Origin of the sequence: Flavobacterium sp., assembly GCF_044369455.1 — a bacterium.
Lineage (GTDB): Bacteria > Bacteroidota > Bacteroidia > Flavobacteriales > Flavobacteriaceae > Flavobacterium.
Map to the genome: position 1 here is coordinate 21,496 of NZ_JBIPLW010000010.1, position 21,461 is coordinate 42,956.

At 33.5% G+C, this 21,461-nt stretch carries 21 protein-coding genes; 6 read left to right on the top strand and 15 right to left on the bottom strand.

Translation table 11 applies throughout. From position 1 onward, the window contains the following. Window positions 1-59: 59 nt before the first annotated feature. Window positions 60-2,633 (bottom strand): BamA/TamA family outer membrane protein, encoded by a 2,574-nt coding sequence (locus ACIQ2L_RS10265; RefSeq protein WP_396158434.1) that lies wholly within the window; start codon window positions 2,631-2,633, stop codon window positions 60-62. Between the two features lie 37 nt (window positions 2,634-2,670). Here ACIQ2L_RS10265 and ACIQ2L_RS10270 point away from each other — a divergent pair, with 37 nt between their 5' ends. Continuing rightward, window positions 2,671-3,426 carry a TrmH family RNA methyltransferase gene (locus ACIQ2L_RS10270; protein WP_396158436.1) on the top strand — a complete coding sequence of 252 codons (756 nt, stop codon included), beginning with the start codon at window positions 2,671-2,673 and terminating at the stop codon, window positions 3,424-3,426. Here the strand turns inward: ACIQ2L_RS10270 and ACIQ2L_RS10275 are convergent. The 4 genes from ACIQ2L_RS10275 to ACIQ2L_RS10290 form a co-directional block, all read right to left on the bottom strand. Further along, the gene (locus ACIQ2L_RS10275; protein ID WP_396158558.1) at window positions 3,423-4,061 is read right to left on the bottom strand and encodes a porin family protein; all 639 of its coding nucleotides are present in this window, start codon (window positions 4,059-4,061) and stop codon (window positions 3,423-3,425) included. The genes ACIQ2L_RS10270 and ACIQ2L_RS10275 overlap by 4 nt on opposite strands. A gap of 89 nt (window positions 4,062-4,150) precedes the next feature. Next, window positions 4,151-4,882, bottom strand: coding sequence for a bifunctional demethylmenaquinone methyltransferase/2-methoxy-6-polyprenyl-1,4-benzoquinol methylase UbiE (gene ubiE, locus ACIQ2L_RS10280; protein WP_396158438.1), 732 nt, complete (start codon window positions 4,880-4,882; stop codon window positions 4,151-4,153). 81 nt (window positions 4,883-4,963) lie between these two features. Beyond that, window positions 4,964-5,446, bottom strand: a complete 483-nt coding sequence (locus ACIQ2L_RS10285) for a dihydrofolate reductase (protein ID WP_396158440.1) — start codon at window positions 5,444-5,446, stop codon at window positions 4,964-4,966. Beyond that, entirely contained in the window at window positions 5,443-5,781 is a 339-nt protein-coding gene (locus ACIQ2L_RS10290) for a 2TM domain-containing protein (RefSeq protein WP_396158442.1), read from the bottom strand. Before ACIQ2L_RS10290 ends, ACIQ2L_RS10285 begins: the two co-directional genes overlap by 4 nt. A gap of 238 nt (window positions 5,782-6,019) precedes the next feature. Here ACIQ2L_RS10290 and ACIQ2L_RS10295 point away from each other — a divergent pair, with 238 nt between their 5' ends. Further along, complete coding sequence (locus ACIQ2L_RS10295) at window positions 6,020-6,316, top strand: isoamylase early set domain-containing protein (RefSeq protein ID WP_396158444.1); 297 nt, start codon at window positions 6,020-6,022, stop codon at window positions 6,314-6,316. Window positions 6,317-6,545: 229 nt separating this feature from the next. Here ACIQ2L_RS10295 and ACIQ2L_RS10300 read toward each other — a convergent pair whose 3' ends face one another. The 7 genes from ACIQ2L_RS10300 to ACIQ2L_RS10330 all read right to left on the bottom strand — a co-directional run bounded on the left by ACIQ2L_RS10300 (window position 6,546) and on the right by ACIQ2L_RS10330 (window position 11,950). Beyond that, the gene (locus ACIQ2L_RS10300; protein ID WP_396158445.1) at window positions 6,546-6,845 is read right to left on the bottom strand and encodes a helix-turn-helix domain-containing protein; all 300 of its coding nucleotides are present in this window, start codon (window positions 6,843-6,845) and stop codon (window positions 6,546-6,548) included. Between the two features lies 1 nt (window position 6,846). After that, complete coding sequence (locus ACIQ2L_RS10305; protein WP_396158447.1) at window positions 6,847-7,185, bottom strand: type II toxin-antitoxin system RelE/ParE family toxin; 339 nt, start codon at window positions 7,183-7,185, stop codon at window positions 6,847-6,849. Window positions 7,186-7,326: 141 nt separating this feature from the next. Beyond that, entirely contained in the window at window positions 7,327-8,271 is a 945-nt protein-coding gene (locus tag ACIQ2L_RS10310) for an energy transducer TonB (protein WP_396158449.1), read from the bottom strand. A gap of 2 nt (window positions 8,272-8,273) precedes the next feature. After that, window positions 8,274-9,122: a thymidylate synthase gene (locus ACIQ2L_RS10315; RefSeq protein WP_396158451.1), complete on the bottom strand. Its 849-nt coding sequence runs from the start codon at window positions 9,120-9,122 to the stop codon at window positions 8,274-8,276. 91 nt (window positions 9,123-9,213) lie between these two features. Next, the gene (locus ACIQ2L_RS10320) at window positions 9,214-9,840 is read right to left on the bottom strand and encodes a bifunctional nuclease domain-containing protein (protein WP_396158453.1); all 627 of its coding nucleotides are present in this window, start codon (window positions 9,838-9,840) and stop codon (window positions 9,214-9,216) included. Between the two features lie 301 nt (window positions 9,841-10,141). After that, window positions 10,142-11,110 carry an electron transfer flavoprotein subunit alpha/FixB family protein gene (locus ACIQ2L_RS10325; protein ID WP_396158455.1) on the bottom strand — a complete coding sequence of 323 codons (969 nt, stop codon included), beginning with the start codon at window positions 11,108-11,110 and terminating at the stop codon, window positions 10,142-10,144. 93 nt (window positions 11,111-11,203) lie between these two features. Then, a complete protein-coding gene (locus tag ACIQ2L_RS10330; protein ID WP_396158457.1) occupies window positions 11,204-11,950 on the bottom strand; it encodes an electron transfer flavoprotein subunit beta/FixA family protein in 747 nt (248 codons plus the stop codon). A gap of 273 nt (window positions 11,951-12,223) precedes the next feature. Between ACIQ2L_RS10330 and ACIQ2L_RS10335 the strand changes: the two genes are divergently transcribed. From ACIQ2L_RS10335 to ACIQ2L_RS10345, 3 genes are all read left to right on the top strand, one after another. Beyond that, window positions 12,224-13,201 (top strand): pyruvate dehydrogenase complex E1 component subunit beta, encoded by a 978-nt coding sequence (locus ACIQ2L_RS10335; RefSeq protein WP_396158459.1) that lies wholly within the window; start codon window positions 12,224-12,226, stop codon window positions 13,199-13,201. 129 nt (window positions 13,202-13,330) lie between these two features. Continuing rightward, window positions 13,331-15,823 carry a DUF5686 family protein gene (locus ACIQ2L_RS10340; RefSeq protein WP_396158461.1) on the top strand — a complete coding sequence of 831 codons (2,493 nt, stop codon included), beginning with the start codon at window positions 13,331-13,333 and terminating at the stop codon, window positions 15,821-15,823. Between the two features lie 51 nt (window positions 15,824-15,874). After that, entirely contained in the window at window positions 15,875-16,474 is a 600-nt protein-coding gene (locus tag ACIQ2L_RS10345; protein ID WP_396158463.1) for a DNA-3-methyladenine glycosylase family protein, read from the top strand. Here the strand turns inward: ACIQ2L_RS10345 and ACIQ2L_RS10350 are convergent, their stop codons facing one another. Next, window positions 16,475-17,194, bottom strand: coding sequence for a glycosyltransferase family 2 protein (locus ACIQ2L_RS10350; protein WP_396158465.1), 720 nt, complete (start codon window positions 17,192-17,194; stop codon window positions 16,475-16,477). It abuts the gene before it with no gap. 166 nt (window positions 17,195-17,360) lie between these two features. Between ACIQ2L_RS10350 and ACIQ2L_RS10355 the strand changes: the two genes are divergently transcribed. After that, window positions 17,361-19,946, top strand: a complete 2,586-nt coding sequence (locus ACIQ2L_RS10355; protein ID WP_396158467.1) for a sodium-translocating pyrophosphatase — start codon at window positions 17,361-17,363, stop codon at window positions 19,944-19,946. 82 nt (window positions 19,947-20,028) lie between these two features. Here ACIQ2L_RS10355 and ACIQ2L_RS10360 read toward each other — a convergent pair whose 3' ends face one another. Both ACIQ2L_RS10360 and ACIQ2L_RS10365 read right to left on the bottom strand, forming a co-directional pair. Next, window positions 20,029-20,643 (bottom strand): deoxynucleoside kinase, encoded by a 615-nt coding sequence (locus ACIQ2L_RS10360; protein WP_396158469.1) that lies wholly within the window; start codon window positions 20,641-20,643, stop codon window positions 20,029-20,031. Further along, on the bottom strand, window positions 20,643-21,437 hold the full coding sequence (locus ACIQ2L_RS10365) for a hypothetical protein (RefSeq protein ID WP_396158471.1): 795 nt from the start codon (window positions 21,435-21,437) through the stop codon (window positions 20,643-20,645). The genes ACIQ2L_RS10360 and ACIQ2L_RS10365 overlap by 1 nt, the downstream gene beginning before the upstream one ends. Between the last annotated feature and the right edge of the window lie 24 nt (window positions 21,438-21,461).

Here is a 21,461-nt window from a genome sequence, read left to right on the forward strand (position 1 = left end):
TTGTGTGTTTTTAAAGTTAATCCCGAAGGTTCGGGATACAAAAATAATAATTTCTAATTTTAGAAAGGATAATTAATTCCAATATTTATAACCGATTTGTCAAAGCGCATTTCCTTGAACCATTTTTCGTTTTCTGGATTAGCTGGATTGTAGGTTTTGAATCCTAAATCGAATCGCACTATAAAGAAATTGAAATCATATCTTAATCCAAATCCAGAACCAACGGCAATGTTTTCTAGAGATTTTAAACCAGTGAATTTAGCATCTGGATTTGTAACTATATCTGATATATTCCAAATATTACCAGCATCTATAAAGAAAGCCCCGTTTAATTGTTGAAAAATATTGTATCTGAATTCAGTACAGAATAACAGCTTCATATTGGCTTCATTAAAATCATTTATAGAGCCTGTTTTTCCCGGTCCTAATTCATAAGATTGCCATGCTCTAATGTCATTTGTTCCCCCAGCAAAATAACTTCGAGAGAATGGAATACTGTTGGAGTTACCATAAGGAATAGCAACACCACAAAACGCTCTTGTTGCCAGTACTTTTTTTCGGGATAAATCCCAGTGTTTTATGAATTCAAATTCCGTTTTTATATATTGGGAATATACCACCCCAAAAAGACTGTTACTGCCATTTGAATCTTGTGGTTGATTTGAGCCATCAGCCAATAACGACAATAAATTTCCTGCGGATTCTATTTTTGCTTTAATGGCATAAAAGGTATTGTCAGACAAATCTTTTTGGGATGTTTTTGAATACGTAACGCTTGTAGAAAATATTAAGTTGTTTTCTGTTAGTCTGTTTTTTTGTTCATTGATGCTGCGAATTGTTTCATAATCACTTGGTGATGGGAAAACTTCGGGGTTATCGCCTAAAACATCATTTAAAAAACCATTAGTACCCGATTCAATAATTAAATCATCTTGTGTTACATCGCCAGTGCCATCACCAGTGCCAACCCACAAGGGGTTTGTATTGTATATTTTTGCTTGTTTATTCAAAGCATCAAAAGACGAACGATATACATTAAAATAATTACTCGGATTAATATTTCGTACAAATTGTACATTAAACATGTCAAACCGGAAATTAGTTCCTTTTTTTGGTGTCCAGTTGTATACTAATGAACTTGTAAAATTTTGTTTGTCCAATCCAATGTTGGTTTGTTTAGAATAACCTATACTAATGGTTGTGTATGGGATCATGGACTTTGGAATGATTTTGTCGGTTTTAAACGGGAAAAATATTCGTGGAAAGTTCAATTTGGCATCTGTTCCAATTTCCGAAATATTGAAAAAGTTATTATTTGGATTCGCTAAGTCTTTTGAGGCACCAATATTTCCTCTAAAGCCAATTTCAAATGTTTCGGCACCATTAAATACATTTCGAATCCCTAAAAAAGTATTGCCAGATATTCCAAAATCCTGAATATTGGAATGAGTAAAATCGGTAGAAAAACCAAAAGTATATTTTTTTCTTGGCGACAAATAAATGTTGGAAATTAAACCATTTTTGTCATTTTTGTCTTGAATATATTGAATTATTGGATAATTAAATACTTTAAGATTACTCAAATATTTAGAAGTAAGCGTAGTTTTATTATCTGAAAAATAATTTCCTTTAATTACAAAAATACCATCTGTAATCGATTTTGGACGGTATTTCAATTTATTAACACTATATAAAGTGAAATCTTTATAAACCATACTGTCTTTTATTGGGAGATTTTGATTTGCTGGACTGTGATCGGTGTAAATGTTAACTTTGTTTATTTTGTACAATTCGAACGGAATACTATAAACACTGTCTTCTACTCTAATGGATTCATTTTCTATTATTAAATCAACATTAGCAAGATGGTTAGAATTCAAAGTATCAATATCATAAGTAACATAATTTTGCTGAAAACGAAAAGCACCATTGTTTCTGAACTCTTCTGTAATTCGTGTTTTTTCGGCATCAAAATCGCTGGTCGTAAATCTAGCCCCTTTTTTTATTAAAGAATTTTTTGTCTTTAATTGATATATTGAATCCAACGATTTGCTTGAAATATAACTGTTTATAGAGTCAATTATATAGGGCTTTCCAGTAACGATATCGTATCTGAGTTTTACTTTTTTTGGATCAATACTATCTATTTTATATTTGGTTGTTACATCAAAATAGCCTCGATTGAAATAATATGATTTCAAACGTCTGAGCGATTTTTTTGTGCTTGCGGTATCCAAAATAACTGGAGCCTCACCAGTTTTTCTTAAAAAATCATGAATCCCAGCATACCAGAAGGATTGGCCTAATCGTTTGACTTGTTTTTTAGAAAGCCATTTCACTTTTCGGTTATATTTTTTTGGATTGTTAGCAAACTTGGCCCTGTATATAGAATCGGTTTTTTCTTTAGCCAAGTTGAAAATATTCAAACGAAGACGATACCCCAGAAGCGTACTGTTTTGTTTTTGGTATAATTGATTGAAAATATCCTCACCATTGTTTTTTTTACCGTCAACATAAATAGTATTATTGGTCAAAAGACTTTTTCCTGTTGGAACTCTTTTTGTGGCATTACATCCAAAGATAATGACACCAATTAGAAGAAATAATGATATTTTTGTCAGACTATTTTTCAAGCGTTGTGAAATATTTAATTCAAAAGTACAGTATTTTATGGTTAGTAAAAGCCAAATTAAACTAATTACAAGTCTTCAATTAAAAAAATACAGAAACGAGCATCAATTGTTTATTGCTGAAGGTGTAAAAGTAATTCAAGAATTAATACTATCAAATTTGGTATTAGAACATTTATTTATGACTGAAGCCATTTTTGAAGATGTAATTATTTCAAAGAAAACCTTGGTAACTGAACAGGACATGAAACGAATTTCAGCTCTCAGTTCACCAAGCCCTTGTTTGGCTATTTTTAAGATTCCGAAACCATCCAAAATTGAAAACAAAGGGCTAATTGTTGCATTAGATGATATTCGAGATCCTGGAAATTTAGGCACCATAATTAGGCTCTGCGATTGGTTTGGTGTGAAGCAATTAGTATGTTCTCCCGAAACGGTTGATGTATATAATCCTAAAGTAATTCAGGCTACCATGGGTTCAATTACTAGGGTGAATATCAATTATGTTGATTTGAACGTATTTATTTCAGAAACTATGCTACCTGTTTTTGGAACTTTTATGCATGGCAACAATATATATAACGAAAAATTACCCAACGAAGCTATTTTGATTTTAGGGAATGAGGCCAATGGTATTTCCTCAAGAATAGAAAAAAGTATTAAAAATAAAATTGCCATACCACGTTTTCCTTCGGCAGTCGGCAACGCCTCGTGTGGTGATATACAACAAACCGAAAGTTTAAATGTAGCAACAGCAACGGCTATATTCCTTAGTGAATTTAGAAGAATATCCTAATGAAACGTAAAATTAATAAGCAAAGCTCTTGTTTTCAAGGATTCGATGTTTCCTGTCCATGGACTGTTCGGATCAGTATCCCGAATTAGTTCGTCGTTAAATCCAAATACACCTCGAATTGAGGGAGAGAATTTAAAATATTCAAAATACAAATCAATACCAAATCCCATGGTATAATTTTGAGTCGTTGGTTTTACTCGAAATTTTTGCTGTAAATTATCATCTTTAGATTTAGAATTGCTAGAGAGATTCAAGGTAGTCGATACACCACCCAACAGATATGGTCTTACATTTCCAGTTCGCAAAGATGAAAACTTCACGATTAACGGAAAATCAATATAGGTTGCTTTTACTTCTCTAACGCCATCTCTTTCATTGTCAAATTGTAAATAGTTGATGGTTCTGCTAGCATAATACAATCCGGGCTCAAAACGTAATTCAATATATTCTTGAAGGCGAAGTACGCCAACCAATCCAACATTAAATCCAGAATTTCCTTTAACTTCAATTGGTGGTCCAGTGTTCGTTTTGAAATCGGTTTTAAAATCAAAACTGCTAAATCCTAAATAATATCCCCAATACACTCTTTGCTTATCAAAATTCTCCAAATTGACTATAGGATCTTTGGTAAACATACTTTTGCCCAATTGCCCTTTGGCTTGGTGAGAAAACAATAGTAGTAGAACAACTATTTTGTAGATATTATTGCGAAAAAAAGTTAAGTTCATTTTTTTGTGGCGGTGTAAATTGTGGCAACACCAAATGTTTGAGGCATCGCTTTACAGTCTATAAACGAAATTTTTCTCAAAATATTGTTTAAAGCTTCTCCAAACGGAAAATTAGCGGCCGATTCAGATAAATAGCCATAAGCATTGTTGTCTTTAGAGAAAATTTTTCCAATGATTGGCAAAATGAATCGCGTGTATAAAGCATATCCTTGTTTGAACGGAAATTTGGTTGGGACAGAAGTTTCTAGAATTACAAATAGTCCATTTGGTTTCAAGACTCTATAAATTTCAGCCAAACCTTTTTCAAGAGTTTCAAAATTTCTAATTCCAAAAGAAACTGTAATGGCATCAAAAAAATTATCTGGATACGGCATGTTTTCGCTGTCGCCCAAAACCATTTCTATTCTATCAGTTAAATTTTCTTTTGCTATTTTTTGCTTTCCCACTTCGAGCATTCCTGCAGAAATATCAAGCCCAATAATTTTTTTAGCAGCTGTTTTTGCCATCAAAATTACTAAATCTCCAGTTCCGGTAGCTATATCTAGAATGGTTTCTGGATTTTTATCAGAAACTAATGCGACTACTTTATCTCTCCATGTTACATCAATGCCAAGCGAAATAACCCGGTTCAAACTGTCGTAGTTTCCAGAAATGTTGTCGAACATTTGAGTAACTTGTTCTTTTTTGCCCAATGATGAATCTTTATATGGAGTGATAGACTTTGACATGCTTGAATTTTCGACAAATATAAGCCAATATTTTAATTAGAAGAATTGCTTTCTGAATTCACTATTGCCTTTCTTTAACAACTACTTCCGGAGAAAGGTTTGAAAGCTAAAGTCATAAAGGTGATTTTCATCTTTTGGATGAAACGCTGCTGATGTCAATTCCCATATATCTAAATCTATTTCTGGAAAGAAAGTATCCGCTTCAAAAGTGTGATTCACTTTGGTGATGTCTAATTTATGGGCTATTTCAATAGATTGATTGTAAATTTCTCCACCGCCAATAATAAACAGTTCCACCTCTTTTGGACAAACGGCAATGGCTTTCTCTAATGAGTCAACAATAATGCAGCCTTCAGGATGGTAATTTTTTTGACGGGTGATAATAACGTGAGTTCTATTGGGTAATGGTTTTGGGAAACTTTCAAAAGTTTTTCGTCCCATGATAATATGATGACCAGTGGTTAACGTTTTAAATCTTTTAAAATCATCGGGCAAATGCCAAAGCAATTGATTGTTTTTGCCAAGCGCATTGTTTTCTGCAACAGCAGCAATAATGGTAATCATTCGGCTGTTGGTTTTGAATTTTCTAAATCGTTTTTTAGTTTTTCAATTTTTTTGTTTTGTTGCAACATCAATTTATCAATTTGGGCTCTTTCCCAATTCTTATTCATAAAACTATCGGTAATAAGGACTTTAATTAGGTGGAAAATAAAAATGCAAATCCAAACAGATACAACCCAAATCCACCAATTGGTTTCGTCATGAAAGTTTAACAAGTGATTTGAAGTGAATAAAAAAAGACTCCCAATTAAGAGTACAATAAAATGAATAAACAACCATTTTTTTTGCTTGATTCTATCTCTTGCATATTCGTATAATTCATGTTGTGCTGCTTCCATAAGATGAAATTTGTGGCTTAAAGATAAAATTTATTTTTAAAATTACGAAATATGATTTTAAGATATCATTACTCGAAAACGTTTTCTTAATTAAGTATGTAAAATTTAATTCACTTTTAATTATACATCTTCTTTTAATTTGGCTTAGTTTTTAGCAAATTATCAAAAGTGATTTTGCATGTAAATGGTATTAAACTATTGCTTTACTTTGCCACAGTAATCTATAAATGAATTAGTTATGGCTATTAAGAAACAAGTTATAAAAACAAAACCGGTTGTTAAAGTTACCTTTTCAATCGATGCAAAAGATGCAAATACAGCGTCAGTAGTTGGTGATTTCAACAATTGGAATCCAGCAGAAGGAGAATTGGCAAAATTAAAAAGTGGCACTTTTAAAGCAACTTTTGAGTTACCAAAAGATAATTCTTTTGAGTTCAAATATTTAGTGGATGGAGCTTATGTAAATGACCCAGAAGCCGATAGTTATGCTTACAATGAATTTGCTGGTGCAGAAAACAGTGTTTTGGCACTATAGTTTTTTTGTTTTTATCTAAAATTTAAAATCCGTTTAGTGTATTCTAAACGGATTTTTTTATGGAATTTGACGAGTGTTTTAGAATTCTTTAGGCCTCCCGCCGCTTCATGAAGTGACGAACCTTGTTATGGCATTTTTTCCATTAAGATAAAACTTCTTGGGGAAAAAAAATTTGAATTTTGCACATTTTTCCCCATTTTAGGAATGGCTGTTAGCAAACGTAATTCAATTACAAAAATGTAAATCCTATTCGTTTGTTTAATCCGATTTCAAAAATTCTGATTAAAGTAGAAAGTTGAATGTTTCCTTTTCCATTTTCAATTCTAGAAATATAACTTTTTTTAGTTCCGGTTTTTTCTGCTAACTGTTCTTGAGTTATTTTAGCTTCTTTTCTAGCATCTTTTAGCATTTCGCTGATGATAAACATCTGTGATTTTTCTTCGAAATCATTTCTGCTTTCAGTTCCAATTTTTCCATGTTCAACTTCTATAAGTTGATCAAACGTTTTTATGTTTTTATAATCTTTCATTTTATATGTTTTTTAGTTGAAAATATTCGTTCATTAAAATCAATGCTTTTTCTAATTCATTTTTTGGCGTTTTCTGTGTTTTTTTCTGAAAACCATTAAAAAGCACAATCAATTTTCCTTTGTCAAAACAGCAAAATATCCTGTAAATATTAGACTGGAATTCAATTCTTATTTCATAAAGTCCATTTGTTCCAGTTAAGTGTTTTAAAAATTTTTCAGGAACTTTTTCAACTTGTTTAATTAATTCGAGAACATACTTTATTTTCTCTTTTACTTTTTCATCTTGCGCTTGGTAAAATTCAATAAAGTGGTTTTCGTAAAATATAATCTCTCTATTCATTTGACAAAGTTATCTTAAAAGTTAACATATAGCAAATAAAATTTCAAATATTATTTCCGATTTCTTATTTAGGTTTTCGTGAAGTATTATATTTACTATGGTTTCGAACACTTATGATTGTAAATCGCTATCGGGTTTTTTTTACTGCGCAGTCAAACTCAACGGCAAAGAATAAAGGCATTTTACAAAAACACCTTTTTGTTCACCTGGATTCCATTCGTCATAGCTTGTAAGAACTCGGATTGCTTCTTCATCAAGACCATATCCTAAGCTTTTCATGATTTTAGGTTCAACAATTTTACCTTCTTTATCAACCACAAATTGAAGTACAATCCTTCCTTGGACTTGATTTTGTATGGACTCTTTGGTGTATCTAAATTTAGAACCTATATATTTATAAAAATGCTGTATTCCTTTTTTTGGTTCTGGTCTTTTTTCCAGTACAGTATATGTTTTTTTTGTCCCGTCATTTTTTGTGGTTTCACCCACGATAAATTTTCCGTTTACATACTTTTCATCGAAGATAATCCCTCTTTTTGAACTTTCCCCATTCCAATCACCTTCCTTGTATCCGTTTTTATAAGAGCCGTTTTCTGTGTAGAATTCATCCGAAGTATTACAGTTGCCGTTTCCGTTAATCACAGTCTGTGTGCCATTTTCATCCCAGAAATGGCTAACTTTATAAAAATAATCTGTTCCAAACTTTTCGCTGTCAAAAATTCCTTCCTCTTTTGGTTTGCCACTTTCGTACCACTTTTTTGAAACACCGTTGAGTTTTTTGTTTTGATAAGAAAAGGAATTTTTTTTATTTCCATTTTCATAATAGTTGATTTCTTCACCTATTGGATGCCCGCCATCTTTACCACTGATTGTCTTTTCACTTTTTAAATTCCCACTTTTGTAGTACTCTAGATATTTATATTCAGGTTTGTCCAAAAAATAATCCTTTACAATTATTTTGGTGTAGTAGTCATCGGCAGTAGCTATTTGATGCAATGAATCTGAATAAAATATTTTGTCATTTGCTTCTTGGGCAAAAAGCACTTTGGAAAATAATAAAAAGAAAAGAATAATTTTTGTTTTCATAACTATATAGCTACAATTCCTTTAATATGAGGATGAGGTTCATAACCTTCCAAAGTGAAGTCTTCAAAAGTAAAATCGAAAATATTTTTCACTTCTGGATTTAGAATCATTTTGGGTAATGGTTTTGGTTCACGAGACAATTGTAATTCCAATTGTTCAAAATGATTGTTATAGATATGGGCATCGCCAAAAGTGTGGATGAATTCGCCAACTTGCAATTCACAAACCTGAGCAATCATCATGGTTAACAAAGCATAAGAAGCAATATTAAAAGGCACACCAAGAAAAACATCAGCACTTCTTTGATATAAAAGGCAAGATAGTCTGCTTTTTTCTCCCCCTTCGGGGGCTGGGGGGCTTACATAAAACTGAAAAAAAGCATGACATGGAGGCAAAGCGGCTTTTCCATTGGCTACATTTTCTGCAAATGATTTTGATGTATCGGGAAGCACAGAAGGATTCCAAGCAGAAACTAACATGCGTCTGCTGTTTGGGTTTTTCTTTAAAGTTTCGATTAATTCTGTAATCTGGTCAATTTCTTCGCTGTTCCAGTTGCGCCATTGATGGCCGTAAACAGGTCCTAAATCGCCATTCTCGTCAGCCCATTCATCCCAAATTTTAACGCCGTTTTCTTGTAAATACCCTATATTAGTATCGCCTTTTAAAAACCAAAGTAATTCGTAAATAATTGATTTTAAATGCAGTTTTTTGGTTGTCACTATTGGGAAACCTTCATTCAAATCAAAACGCATTTGGTACCCAAAAACACTCTTGGTTCCAGTTCCTGTTCGGTCTCCTTTTTGGCAACCGTTTTCCAAAACGTGTCGCACTAAATCGTGGTATTGCTTCATTTTCTTAGGTTTATAAGTTGCGGGTTTCGAGTTTCAAGTTTTGGTAGCAAGTATCTAACTAGTAACCCGAAACTCGAAACATTCAAACCGTTTATGATTCCCTCTTCGAAATTTCATCTCTAATTTTAGCTGCCTTTTCGTAATCTTCGTCTTGAACTGCTTTTTCTAACGCTTCGTGCAGTTCAGAAAGACTCATAATTTTATAAACATCAGTTGAATCTTTACCTTCACTGTCAAATCCAAAAGTTTCCGGAGTAGAAAGTACACCTTCATCGTCGGGATTTGAATTTTCTAATTCACCTGGATTGTTGAGGTAAATCCCCGCTTTATCTAAAATATTTTTATAGGTAAAGATTGGTGCCGAAAAACGTAACGCTAATGCAATAGCATCAGATGTTCTGGCATCAATTATTTCCTCAATTTTATCTCTTTCGCAAATAATACTAGAGTAAAAAACACCATCTACCAGTTTGTGAATAATGACTTGCTTAACCACAATATCAAATCGATCAGCAAAACTTTTGAATAAATCGTGGGTTAAAGGTCTTGGTGGTTTTATTTCTTTTTCCAAAGCAATGGCAATAGATTGTGCTTCGAATGCACCAATTACAATGGGTAATTTTCGTTCACCATCTACTTCATTTAAAATCAAAGCGTATGCTCCATTTTGAGTTTGACTATAGGAGATCCCTTTTATGGTTAGTTTTACTAAACTCATTTAGATTTTAGATTTTTATCCCGATAGCTATCGGGATAGATATTAGATTTCAGAATTGGAATAAATAGTTGAAAATGTTTTCAAAAATTCAATACAATTAACTCCCGAAACTTCGGGATAGCCCTGTTAGAAGTGAAAAGATCCCGATTTTTCGGGACTTCCAACGAATAGCAGGAATTGCGATTGCAAAGTAACAAAAAGTTTTTGCTAAAGAAAACTTTTAAATCCCAAAAAAACAAAAATTCCAAATTCCAACTTTTATTATATTGGAATTTGGAATTTGAAAAATTGGAATGTATTATTAAGCGTTTTGCGCTTTGAAAGCAGCTAATTTTTCTGTTAATCTAGGCAAAATATCAAAAGCATCTCCCACAATACCATAATCGGCAACTTTAAAAAATGGTGCTTCAGCATCAGCATTTATAACCACTTTTACTTTGGAAGAGTTAATTCCAGCAATATGTTGAATGGCTCCAGAAATTCCCACGGCAATGTATAAATTAGTGGCAACGGGTTTTCCTGTTTGTCCTACGTGTTCGCTGTGAGGACGCCAACCCAAATCGGAAACTGGTTTGGAACAAGCGGTTGCTGCGCCAAGTACAGTTGCTAAATTTTCGATTAAACCCCAGTTTTCTGGACCTTTTAATCCGCGACCACCAGAAACTACCACATCAGCATCGGCAATGGTTACTTTACCCGAAGCTTTTTCTACTGATTCAACTTTTACATTGAAATCAGAATCGTTTAAACTTGGTGCAAAATCTTCAGCAACAGCAGCAGCTGTGCTTTCAAATATGCCATAGGAATTTTTAGCTAAGCTTAATACTTTAACATCGGTTGAAATTTCGGTAACATTGGAAGCTTTGTTAGAAAAAGCGGTTCTTTTTACTTGAAATGGTGAAGTGCTCAAAGGCAACCCAACTACATTTGAAGCAAATCCAGCTTCTAAACCTACAGCTAGAAATGGTGCTAAGTACAAACTATCTGTAGTTGAAGAAAGTAAAATTATTTTGGCACTTTCTTTTTGTGCAGCTTGTTTGATAACATCGGCAAATGCTTTGGCACTGAAATTAGCTAGCTTTTCGTTAGAAACTTTCAATACTTTGTCAACTCCGTATTTTGATAATTCTGTAACATCTCCAGCATTTACTGTTACAGCCGTTACAGTTGTTCCTAATTTTTCGGCTACTTTTTTGGCATAAGAAGCCAATTCAAATGCTACTTTTTTGAATTTTCCATCTGCCGACTCTGCGTATATTAATAATGACATAATTTTTTGTTTAAAGTTTAAAAAAATAGTGTAAGAGTTTAAGTTTTTAAAAGTTTAATACAAAACCCGAAACCCTAAACTTCTAACCCGTAACTAAATCACTTTTGCTTCGTTGTGTAATGCATTTACTAATCCATCAAGATCATCTGCAGCAAACAATTTGACAGCTGATTTTGGTGCTGGTTTTTCAAATTTCACGGCTTTGGTATTGTTGTTTGCGGTAACAGGTTCAAGAACGGTTAAAACTTTAGTTCTTGCTGTCATAATTCCTCTCATGTTTGGAATGCGCAAATCTTTTTCTTCCACTAATCCTTTTTGACCACCAATAATTAAGGGCAATGAAGCCGAAATTATTTCTTTTCCACCGTCAATTTCTCTAGATGCATTTGCAGTAGTTCCATCAACTGTAAGTTCGGTACATGAATTAACAAAATTGAAATCTAATAAACCTGCTAACATTCCTGGCACCATTCCACCATTATAATCCAAAGATTCTTTTCCGCAAATTACTAAATCGTAATTTCCAGATTTTACTACTTCCGCTAATTGCTTTGCAACAAAAAAGCCATCAGTTGGAATTGCGTTTACACGAATAGCTTCATTTGCACCAATGGCCAAAGCTTTTCTCAACGTAGGTTCAGTATCTGGTCCTCCAACATTGACAACAGTAACTGTTGCACCTTGTTGTTCTTGAAACCAAATGGCTCTTGTTAATCCAAATTCATCATTGGGATTGATTACAAATTGAACACCATTAGTATCGAATTCGGTATCACCATTGACAAAATTAATTTTTGATGTAGTATCAGGCACATGACTGATACAGACTAATATTTTCATGAGTGTTGAGTGTTTGTTGAAAAATTTGAAGCACAAAAATATAATAAAATTTCGAATAATGTACTATGCGCGCATAATATTTTTCAGTATTATATCGATTTCGTATTAGATAAATACAGTGATTTTTATTTCACTCAAAAAGTGGAACTGTTAAGTAAGATTATTTATAACTTAAATATGTTTTTTAATCGTTTTTAATTTTTATTTTTGCCATTCAAATTTTCCCTCTCCCGAAACTTCGGGATGAGTTCGAGATGAAAAACAGTAAAGAAAATGAGAACAATACAATTTAGAGAAGCTATTGCCGAAGCGATGAGTGAAGAAATGCGTCGTGACGAATCAGTATATTTAATGGGTGAAGAAGTTGCCGAATATAACGGTGCTTACAAAGCTTCGAAAGGTATGTTGGATGAATTTGGACCAAAAAGAGTTATTGATACGCCTATTGCTGAATTAGGTTTTGCCGGAATTGCAGTAGGTTCAGCAATGAATGGTTGTCGCCCGATTGTAGAATACATGACGTTCAACTTTTGCTTGGTTGGTATTGATCAAATTATCAATAATGCAGCCAAAATGCGGCAAATGTCGGCTGGACAATTTCCAATGCCAATGGTTTTTCGTGGACCAACAGCTTCTGCAGGACAATTAGGAGCAACACATTCGCAAGCTTTTGAAAATTGGTTTGCCAATACGCCAGGATTAAAAGTGGTTGTACCATCCAATGTTTATGATGCAAAAGGATTATTGAAAGCTGCCATTCGAGATAATGATCCCGTTATTTTCATGGAAAGTGAGCAAATGTATGGTGACAAAGGAGAAGTTCCAGAAGAAGAATATACAATACCTATTGGTGTAGCTGATATCAAGAGAGAAGGAATAGATGTAACCATTGTTTCTTTCGGAAAAATCATTAAAGAAGCTTTAATAGCGGCAGATGAATTGGCCAAAGAAAATATTTCTTGTGAAATTATCGATTTGAGAACTGTTCGCCCAATGGATTATGATTGTATTATCAATTCGGTTAAAAAAACAAACCGATTAGTGGTTTTGGAGGAAGCATGGCCATTTGCTAGTGTTGCCTCTGAAATTACTTATATGGTTCAAGAGAGAGCATTTGACTATTTAGATGCGCCAATTCAAAGAATCACCACAGCCGATACACCAGCACCTTATTCGCCAACTTTATTAAAAGAATGGTTGCCAAATGCTGAAGATGTTATCAAAGCAGTGAAAAAAGTAACTTATAAATAGACCGTTAGATTTTTTAGATTATTCAAGGTGAGAAATTTATTTTAAAAACATGGAACTCTAAAAATCTAATTATCTAAATACCTATATTTGAAGCTTCATCAGAACAATTTTGATGAAGTTTTTTTTGCCATGAAAAAGATCTTTACGCTATTTATTTTCTTTATTGCATTTACTAATTATTACAGCTTTGGACAAACCAAAGTTAGTGGTGTAGTTCTAGATAATTCAAAACAACCAATCCCTTATGCCAATGTAGTATTTAAGGGTTCTAATACAGGCGTAGTTTCCAATGAAGACGGTAGATTTTACATTGAATCTCCAGATAATTATACGGAACTAATAGTTTCTTTTATTGGCTTTCCAGATAAAGTAGTGACCTTACCTAAGCAGGTAAATTATGATTTTAAAGTTATTCTAACAGAAGGCAACACTTTAAAAGAAGTAAAAATCTTTGCCGGTAAAACATCCAAAAAGAATAATCCGGCTTTAGATATTCTTAGAAAAATTTGGGAACGAAGAAGAAAAAATGGATTGAAAATGTTCAAACAATATCAATTTGAAAAATACGAAAAAGTTGAATTTGATATGAATACCATCGACAGTGCTTTTATGAAAAGTAAAATTTTTAAAGGCATGGAATTCGTATTCAAAAACATAGATACTTCTAGAGTTACAGGAAAAACTTACCTACCCATATTCATAAACGAATCCTTGATGGATGTTTATGGAGATAACGAAAACAAGAGAACAAAGGAAGTCCTTAAAGCCAACAAAAATTCAGGTTTAGGGAGTGGCGAAGGCGTAAATATGTTTATTAAGGATTTATATAACGATTATGACATCTATGATAATTATCTAAGTTTATTTGACAAAAGTTTTACCAGTCCATTATCCCGAACAGGAATAGATGTCTATAATTATGTTTTGTCAGACACTGCTGTAATTGATAATAAAGTATGTTATAATATAGTTTTCTATCCGAGACGAAAAAACGAATTGACTTTTAAAGGGGATTTTTGGGTTAATGACACCACTTTTGCCATCAAAAAAATAACCATGGCCATTACAAAAAGCGCCAACATTAACTGGGTAAAAGACATTTATTTAGAGCAAGAATACGAAGTGCTGAATGATTCTGTCTTTTTGCCAACCAGAGATTACATGATGTCTGACTTTGCTTTGAGAAAAAAAGAGGAATCTAAAGGAGTTTATGGTAAGAGAACAACTTTATATAGAAACTTTAAATTTGATGAAAAAAAACCAGATAAGTTTTATAAAGATGAAGTCAATTATATAGACAATACTGTTTATGCAAAGTCGGATGATTATTGGGAGGAAAACCGTTTTGAAAAATTAAACAAAGATGAGCGGAAAATCTATAAAATGATTGACACCCTCAAATCGGTTAAGAAATTCAAACAATTATACAGTTTAGTGTCTATTTTAGGTAGCGGTTATATAGAAATTCCAAAATGGCACCTAGATTACGGGCCTATCTTTTCTACTGTTGGATTTAATGAAGTCGAAGGTTGGCGATTAAGAACTGGGGGCAGAACTTATTTTGGGCCAAATGATTTGTGGCGTATTCAAGGCTATACTGCTTATGGTTTTGAAGACAATAAATTTAAATATGGCATTTCTGGTAAATGGATGATTGATAAGAAAAACCGAATCATTATCTCAGGAGGAAATAGACGAGATGTTGAACAAATTGGCGCCAGTTTAACAACAACCAACGATGTTTTAGGAAGAAGTTTTGCTTCATCAGCGCTTTTTACAACCGGCGCTAATGGTAAATTAACTAACATCAATTTGACTACTTTAGCTACCGAGATTGAACCTATAAAAAATATAACCTTTCAATTAGGATTCTCATACAGAACTTTGGAATCAGCGTCGGATACTTTTGCACTCGATTATTATACGGATGCTACACGTACAACCACAAAAAGTAAAGTAACTCAATCGGAATTGAATGTTCAGATAGAAATGACTCCAAAGAAAAAAACAATAGGATATGGTGTAGAAAGAAGAAATATAGACGCTCCATTTAGTAGAATATTTGTGAATTATAGTCAAGGTTTTAAAGGATTTATCAATAGTGATTTTGATTATCAAAAAATTCAGTTGTACTATAAACAACCAATAATTATTGGTGCTATTGGAAGATCTAATTTCATTATGGAATTAGGAAAAACATTTGGACAAGTGCCGTTAGGTTTAATGAGTGTAGTGCCAGGAAACCAAACATTATTTATCATCGACAACACTTTTAGTAATTTGAACTTTTATGAATTTGTTTCCGATCAGTATGCTACATTTCAATGGGAACACAATTTTCAAGGTAAATTATTTGCTCGCATACCTTATTTAAGGAAGCTTAATCTTAGGGAAATAGTCGGCGTTAGAGGCGTTTATGGTACCGTTACTGATGAGAATCGATTAATTAATGCATCGGGTTTAATTTATCAAGCACCCGAAAAACCGTATTGGGAATATAGTGCTGGAATTGGAAATATATTTAAAGTGTTCCGACTTGATTTAGCTTGGCGTGGAAATTACAGAGATATTCCAGACACGAGTAATTTTACGATAAAAGGCTCATTCGGATTTTACTTTTAAGCGGACACGAGTGTAGCGAACTGACGCAGTAATTCATTGCAGTTTCACCCTATGGAAGAATCCCTATCATTTTTGGTTGAAAAAGAACCCGTTTTCAAGACATTGCAACTGCAATATGGCAACTATTTTATTCCGTCAAGACCAGCAGGATTTGTTACGCTTTGCAAATTAATCTTGGAGCAACAGGTTTCTATAGATTCGGCGAAAGCCTGCTTTTTAAAAATAGAAAACTTTTTAGGTACCGTTTCACCAGAAACAATTAGTAAATGTTCTGATGAAGATCTGAAAAGTTGTGGCGTCAGCCGACAAAAAATAGGGTATCTCAAAATACTATCGGAAGCTGTTTCTGGTGAATTAGACTTGGAAAGCTTTTCTGCAAAAACAGCAGATGATGTTAGAAACGAACTCATTCAAATCAAAGGAATTGGTCATTGGACTATCGATGTATATTTGATGTTTGCCTTGCAATCACCCGATATTATTACGCTTCGAGATATTGCGGTTGTGAATACAATCAAAGAATTATTTGATGTGCATACCAAAGAAGAAATGGAAACGCTTTCGGAAAATTGGAAACCCTACAGAACTATGGCTACTTTTATGCTTTGGCATCATTATCTGGAGAAAAGAAACAGAAAACCATTCGTTTGATTATTTGAAAATGCCGTATCTAAAAATACAGTAAATGGCATGAAAACCATCTTTCCAACCAATCTTCTTCCCTTCCTCAAAAGTTCTACCATAATAACTTATACCGACTTCATAGATTCTTATTTTTGGAATTCGAGCTATTTTTTGAGTGATTTCGGGCTCAAAACCAAAACGTTTTTCGTTTAGTTTTATGGACTTTAAAACATCAGCACGGAACATTTTGTAGCACGTTTCCATATCAGTCAAATTCAGATTGGAAAACATATTACTCAAAAAAGTCAGGAATTTATTGCCGATACTGTGCCAAAAAAACAATACACGATGTGGATTTCCACCCATAAAACGACTGCCATAAACAACATCCGCAACACCTTCAACAATTGGTTTTAAAAGAATATTGTATTCCTGTGGATCATATTCTAAATCGGCATCCTGAATCACAATAACATCTCCCGTAGAAACTTTTATTCCGGTATGAAGAGCCGCACCTTTCCCTTTGTTTTTATCATGTTCAACAAAAATCATGTTCAAATCGGAATTGTTTTCTATATAGTTTTTTACACTGTCGACAGTATTGTCTGTGCTAAAATCATTGACAATAATGATTTCTTTGTCAATTTTATCTGTAAGAGAAACCTCCTTAATTTTGTCCAATATTTTATAAATAGTTGGACCTTCATTAAAGCAGGGAATGATTATGGATAGTTTTTTAATTTCCATCGAAATGATAAATTTGCCCAAAAATAGTTTTTTTGTTTTAGTAAGCAATAATTTACTTTAAATAGGTGTATAGCAACGGATCTAATATTCGTAAATTATATTGTTTTTATTTGTTAAAGTTTTGTTACTTTTGCCACCGATAAAATTTATAACCAAAATTATATTTATGGAATCATACATGATTTATGTGCCGATATTTATGGCATTAATTGGATTGGCTTTTATGGCAATCAAAAGAAGTTGGGTATTAAAACAAGACGCTGGAGATGGTAAGATGAAAGAAATTTCAGATTACATCTATGAAGGTGCTTTAGCTTTCTTAAAAGCAGAATATAGATTGTTAGCAATTTTCGTAGTTATTGCAAGTGTTGTTTTAGCTGGAATTACACAAATAGATGGTGTAAAAACACATTTATTAATTGTAGTTGCCTTTATTTTTGGCGCTTTCTTTTCGGCTTTAGCTGGAAACATGGGGATGAAAATTGCAACTAAAACCAATGTTAGAACTACCCAAGCTGCCCGCACCAGTTTACCACAAGCGCTAAAAGTTTCTTTTGGTGGCGGAACCGTAATGGGATTAGGAGTTGCTGGTTTAGCTGTTCTTGGTTTGACAGGTTTTTTCATTATACTTTTTCAAAAATTTATGGGAGGTGTATGGACTTCAACTGAAGACATGACCGTTGTGTTGGAAACACTAGCCGGTTTCTCTCTTGGAGCAGAATCTATTGCATTGTTTGCTCGTGTTGGTGGTGGTATTTATACCAAAGCTGCTGACGTTGGTGCTGACTTAGTAGGTAAAGTTGAAGCGGGTATTCCGGAGGATGACCCAAGAAATCCTGCTACAATTGCAGATAACGTGGGAGACAATGTGGGAGACGTTGCCGGAATGGGTGCCGATTTATTTGGTTCTTATGTAGCAACAGTGTTGGCCGCAATGGTTTTAGGGAACTATGTTATCAAAGATATGGGCGGAAAAATTGTGGATGCTTTTGGTGGCATTGGACCTATCTTATTACCAATGGCTATTGCTGGCTTCGGAATTTTGTTTTCTATAATTGGTACAATGTTGGTGAAAATTACAAGTGATGACGCTAAAGAAGCTCAAGTTCAAAAAGCATTAAACATAGGAAACTGGGTTTCTATTGTTTTAACCGCTATTGCGTGTTTCTTCCTTGTAGATTATATGTTGCCACAAACCATGAAAATGGAATTCTTCGGTGAAGGATTACAAGATATATCTTCAATGCGTGTTTTCTATGCAACTTTAATCGGATTATTTGTTGGTGGAGCTATTTCATCGGTAACGGAATATTACACAGGATTGGGTACTAAACCAGTTTTGGCAATTGTACAAAAATCTTCAACTGGTGCAGGAACCAATGTAATTGCTGGTTTGGCAACAGGTATGATTTCTACTTTCCCAACAGTAATTTTATTTGCTGCTGCAATATGGTCAACTTATGCATTGGCAGGATTTTACGGAGTTGCGCTTGCTGCTTCTGCTATGATGGCGACTACGGCTATGCAATTAGCCATCGATGCTTTCGGACCAATCTCTGATAACGCTGGTGGAATCGCTGAAATGAGCGAATTGCCAAAAGAAGTTCGTACACGTACAGACATTTTAGATTCTGTGGGTAACACAACGGCTGCAACAGGAAAAGGTTTTGCAATCGCTTCGGCGGCATTAACTTCATTAGCTTTATTTGCAGCTTATGTAACGTTTACAGGAATTGACGGAATTAATATTTTCAAAGCACCCGTTTTAGCGATGCTATTTGTTGGTGGAATGATACCTGTAGTTTTCTCGGCATTGGCCATGAACTCTGTAGGTAAAGCGGCAATGGACATGGTCTATGAAGTGCGTCGTCAGTTCAAAGAAATTCCGGGAATTATGGAAGGAACAGGTAAACCCGAATATGGTAAATGTGTAGAGATTTCTACCAAAGCAGCTTTACGCGAAATGATGTTGCCTGGAGTTATGACTATTGGTTTCCCAATTGCAATCGTGCTTTTAGGTAAATTAGTTTATGCTGACAATAACCAATTAATCGCTGAAATGTTAGGTGGCTATATGGCTGGAGTTACTGTATCTGGAGTTCTTTGGGCTGTGTTCCAAAACAATGCTGGTGGTGCTTGGGATAATGCTAAAAAATCGTTTGAAGCTGGAGTTTTGATTAATGGAGAAATGACGTATAAAGGTTCTGATGCTCACAAAGCAGCGGTGACTGGAGATACTGTTGGAGATCCTTTCAAAGATACTTCTGGTCCGTCAATGAATATTTTAATTAAATTAACATGTTTAATTGGATTAGTAATTGCGCCAATTTTAGGTTCAGGACATGCTGATACTGCAATGGGTTCATCATGTTGTGCTCCAACAGAACAATGTGCCTCGATGAGCAAAGAAGAGTGTGAAGCAAAAGGGTGTACAAAAACTGATTGTGAAAAAATGAAGCCAAAATGCGACATGAGCAAATGCGCTACCATGACTAAAGACGAATGTGCTGCTATGTGCGACAAAAATGGATGTTCTGATGAAGATAAAGCAAAATGTATGGCAATGTATGACGAGAATGGTAAATTCAAAGGTGAAGTTAAAAATGAAATTTCAAAAATGGTTTTTATGGAAAAAACAGATAACGGTAAAGTAAAAGCTACTGTTTCTAAAACCATTAATGGTAAAGTAACTGAAGAAACTTTTGAAGGCACAGAAGCCGAAGTAAAAGCTAAAGTAGATGCTTTGAAATAATATTTATTAGAATTTGTAAAAATGCCCCGTCTCTAATTAATACCAGACGAGGCATTTTTTTATTTTGATATAAATCTATTTCCTAAAACAACCCATTTATCTCCGCATTAATTCGATTGATAATGATGCCTAAATCTTCTGGATTGTTTACAAAATCAACATTGTCAACATCAATAATTAGTAATTTTCCTTTGTCATAGGTGTGAATCCAAGCTTCATAACGCTCATTCAATCGGCTTAAGTAGTCAATAGAAATAGTATTTTCATAATCACGACCACGTTTATGAATTTGTGACACCAAATTTGGAATTGAGCTTCTCAGGTAAATCAACAAATCAGGTGCGCCAACCAATCCTTCCATCAATTGAAAAAGATCAGAATAATTCTGAAAATCACGATTGGTCATCAACCCCATAGCATGCAAATTAGGAGCAAAAATATGTGCGTCTTCATAAATAGTTCTATCCTGAATAATGTTTTTCCCACTTTCTCTAATTTGAAGTACTTGTCTAAAACGTGAATTAAGAAAATATATTTGGAGATTAAAACTCCAGCGCTCCATTTGATGATAAAAATCATCTAAATATGGATTGTCAACTACATCTTCAAAATGAGGTTCCCATTTAAATTGTTTGGCTAAAAATCGTGTAAGTGTAGTCTTTCCGGCTCCTATATTTCCTGCTACTGCTATGTGCATTATGGTAATTTTATTTTATATTTCTTAATTTGTTGGTTGGTAAAAATAGCCAAAATTTGGTCTTTGTAATAATAATTTTGAAAGGATTTCTCAACAATTTCTATTTCGTAAATCGTTTTCGTTACATTATTCAAACAATACAGAATATTGTCTCTTGAAAATAGAATTTTCTCACTGTCAATAATTTGAATTTTCTCAAAAGGAGGAATGTTTGCCAACAAGGTGCTTTTTCCAAAAATATCGATAGCATACCAATTGTTAAGGTCATCAATCCAATAAAAATTATTAAAATCGGATTGAGTATGTTGTATGGTTTCTTGTATAGGATTTCCAATATTTTTAGAACTATTTTTTAAATAATCAAACAATAGTATTTGTTGCGTAAGTGCATTATAAATCCAAAATTGATTTTGTGCAGCCAAACCAATTTTAGATGCAAAAATGGTATTGTCAATTTCAAAGAGATTTAATTTCTGTATCTCGTTCAGTTGATTGTCAAGTGAAATTATGGTATTAAAATCTTCATAGAAAACTACTAGTTGCAGTGGATTAATATAATCAACCGAAGTAATTTTACCCAAAGCAACGTTTTTATATTCCCATGTTTGGGGGTCGTTTTGCTTTGTAAAAACATTGTCTTTAATGTAATAATTATTGCCTAAACCGTCAAAACCAATATAGGTTTTGTTTTCTAGCTTAGTAGCACTCAAAACACTAGTTTTTAGTTTTTGGTTTTGACAAAAACCATTGGTATAAACAAATAAAATAAGAAAATAAAAAATGTTTTTCATCATAGGGCTAATTTACGCTAAACGAAT

What these genes read in the sequence shown, in the direction of transcription:
- ACIQ2L_RS10270 (WP_396158436.1), top strand. Translation starts at nt 2,671, where the DNA reads ATGGTTAGTAAAAGCCAAATTAAACTAATTACAAGTCTTCAATTAAAA.
- ACIQ2L_RS10275 (WP_396158558.1), bottom strand. Translation starts at nt 4,061, where the DNA reads ATGTTTACCAAAGATCCTATAGTCAATTTGGAGAATTTTGATAAGCAA.
- ubiE (WP_396158438.1), bottom strand. Translation starts at nt 4,882, where the DNA reads ATGTCAAAGTCTATCACTCCATATAAAGATTCATCATTGGGCAAAAAA.
- ACIQ2L_RS10285 (WP_396158440.1), bottom strand. Translation starts at nt 5,446, where the DNA reads ATGATTACCATTATTGCTGCTGTTGCAGAAAACAATGCGCTTGGCAAA.
- ACIQ2L_RS10290 (WP_396158442.1), bottom strand. Translation starts at nt 5,781, where the DNA reads ATGGAAGCAGCACAACATGAATTATACGAATATGCAAGAGATAGAATC.
- ACIQ2L_RS10295 (WP_396158444.1), top strand. Translation starts at nt 6,020, where the DNA reads ATGGCTATTAAGAAACAAGTTATAAAAACAAAACCGGTTGTTAAAGTT.
- ACIQ2L_RS10300 (WP_396158445.1), bottom strand. Translation starts at nt 6,845, where the DNA reads ATGAAAGATTATAAAAACATAAAAACGTTTGATCAACTTATAGAAGTT.
- ACIQ2L_RS10305 (WP_396158447.1), bottom strand. Translation starts at nt 7,185, where the DNA reads ATGAATAGAGAGATTATATTTTACGAAAACCACTTTATTGAATTTTAC.
- ACIQ2L_RS10310 (WP_396158449.1), bottom strand. Translation starts at nt 8,271, where the DNA reads ATGAAAACAAAAATTATTCTTTTCTTTTTATTATTTTCCAAAGTGCTT.
- ACIQ2L_RS10315 (WP_396158451.1), bottom strand. Translation starts at nt 9,122, where the DNA reads ATGAAGCAATACCACGATTTAGTGCGACACGTTTTGGAAAACGGTTGC.
- ACIQ2L_RS10320 (WP_396158453.1), bottom strand. Translation starts at nt 9,840, where the DNA reads ATGAGTTTAGTAAAACTAACCATAAAAGGGATCTCCTATAGTCAAACT.
- ACIQ2L_RS10325 (WP_396158455.1), bottom strand. Translation starts at nt 11,110, where the DNA reads ATGTCATTATTAATATACGCAGAGTCGGCAGATGGAAAATTCAAAAAA.
- ACIQ2L_RS10330 (WP_396158457.1), bottom strand. Translation starts at nt 11,950, where the DNA reads ATGAAAATATTAGTCTGTATCAGTCATGTGCCTGATACTACATCAAAA.
- ACIQ2L_RS10335 (WP_396158459.1), top strand. Translation starts at nt 12,224, where the DNA reads ATGAGAACAATACAATTTAGAGAAGCTATTGCCGAAGCGATGAGTGAA.
- ACIQ2L_RS10340 (WP_396158461.1), top strand. Translation starts at nt 13,331, where the DNA reads ATGAAAAAGATCTTTACGCTATTTATTTTCTTTATTGCATTTACTAAT.
- ACIQ2L_RS10345 (WP_396158463.1), top strand. Translation starts at nt 15,875, where the DNA reads ATGGAAGAATCCCTATCATTTTTGGTTGAAAAAGAACCCGTTTTCAAG.
- ACIQ2L_RS10350 (WP_396158465.1), bottom strand. Translation starts at nt 17,194, where the DNA reads ATGGAAATTAAAAAACTATCCATAATCATTCCCTGCTTTAATGAAGGT.
- ACIQ2L_RS10355 (WP_396158467.1), top strand. Translation starts at nt 17,361, where the DNA reads ATGGAATCATACATGATTTATGTGCCGATATTTATGGCATTAATTGGA.
- ACIQ2L_RS10360 (WP_396158469.1), bottom strand. Translation starts at nt 20,643, where the DNA reads ATGCACATAGCAGTAGCAGGAAATATAGGAGCCGGAAAGACTACACTT.
- ACIQ2L_RS10365 (WP_396158471.1), bottom strand. Translation starts at nt 21,437, where the DNA reads ATGATGAAAAACATTTTTTATTTTCTTATTTTATTTGTTTATACCAAT.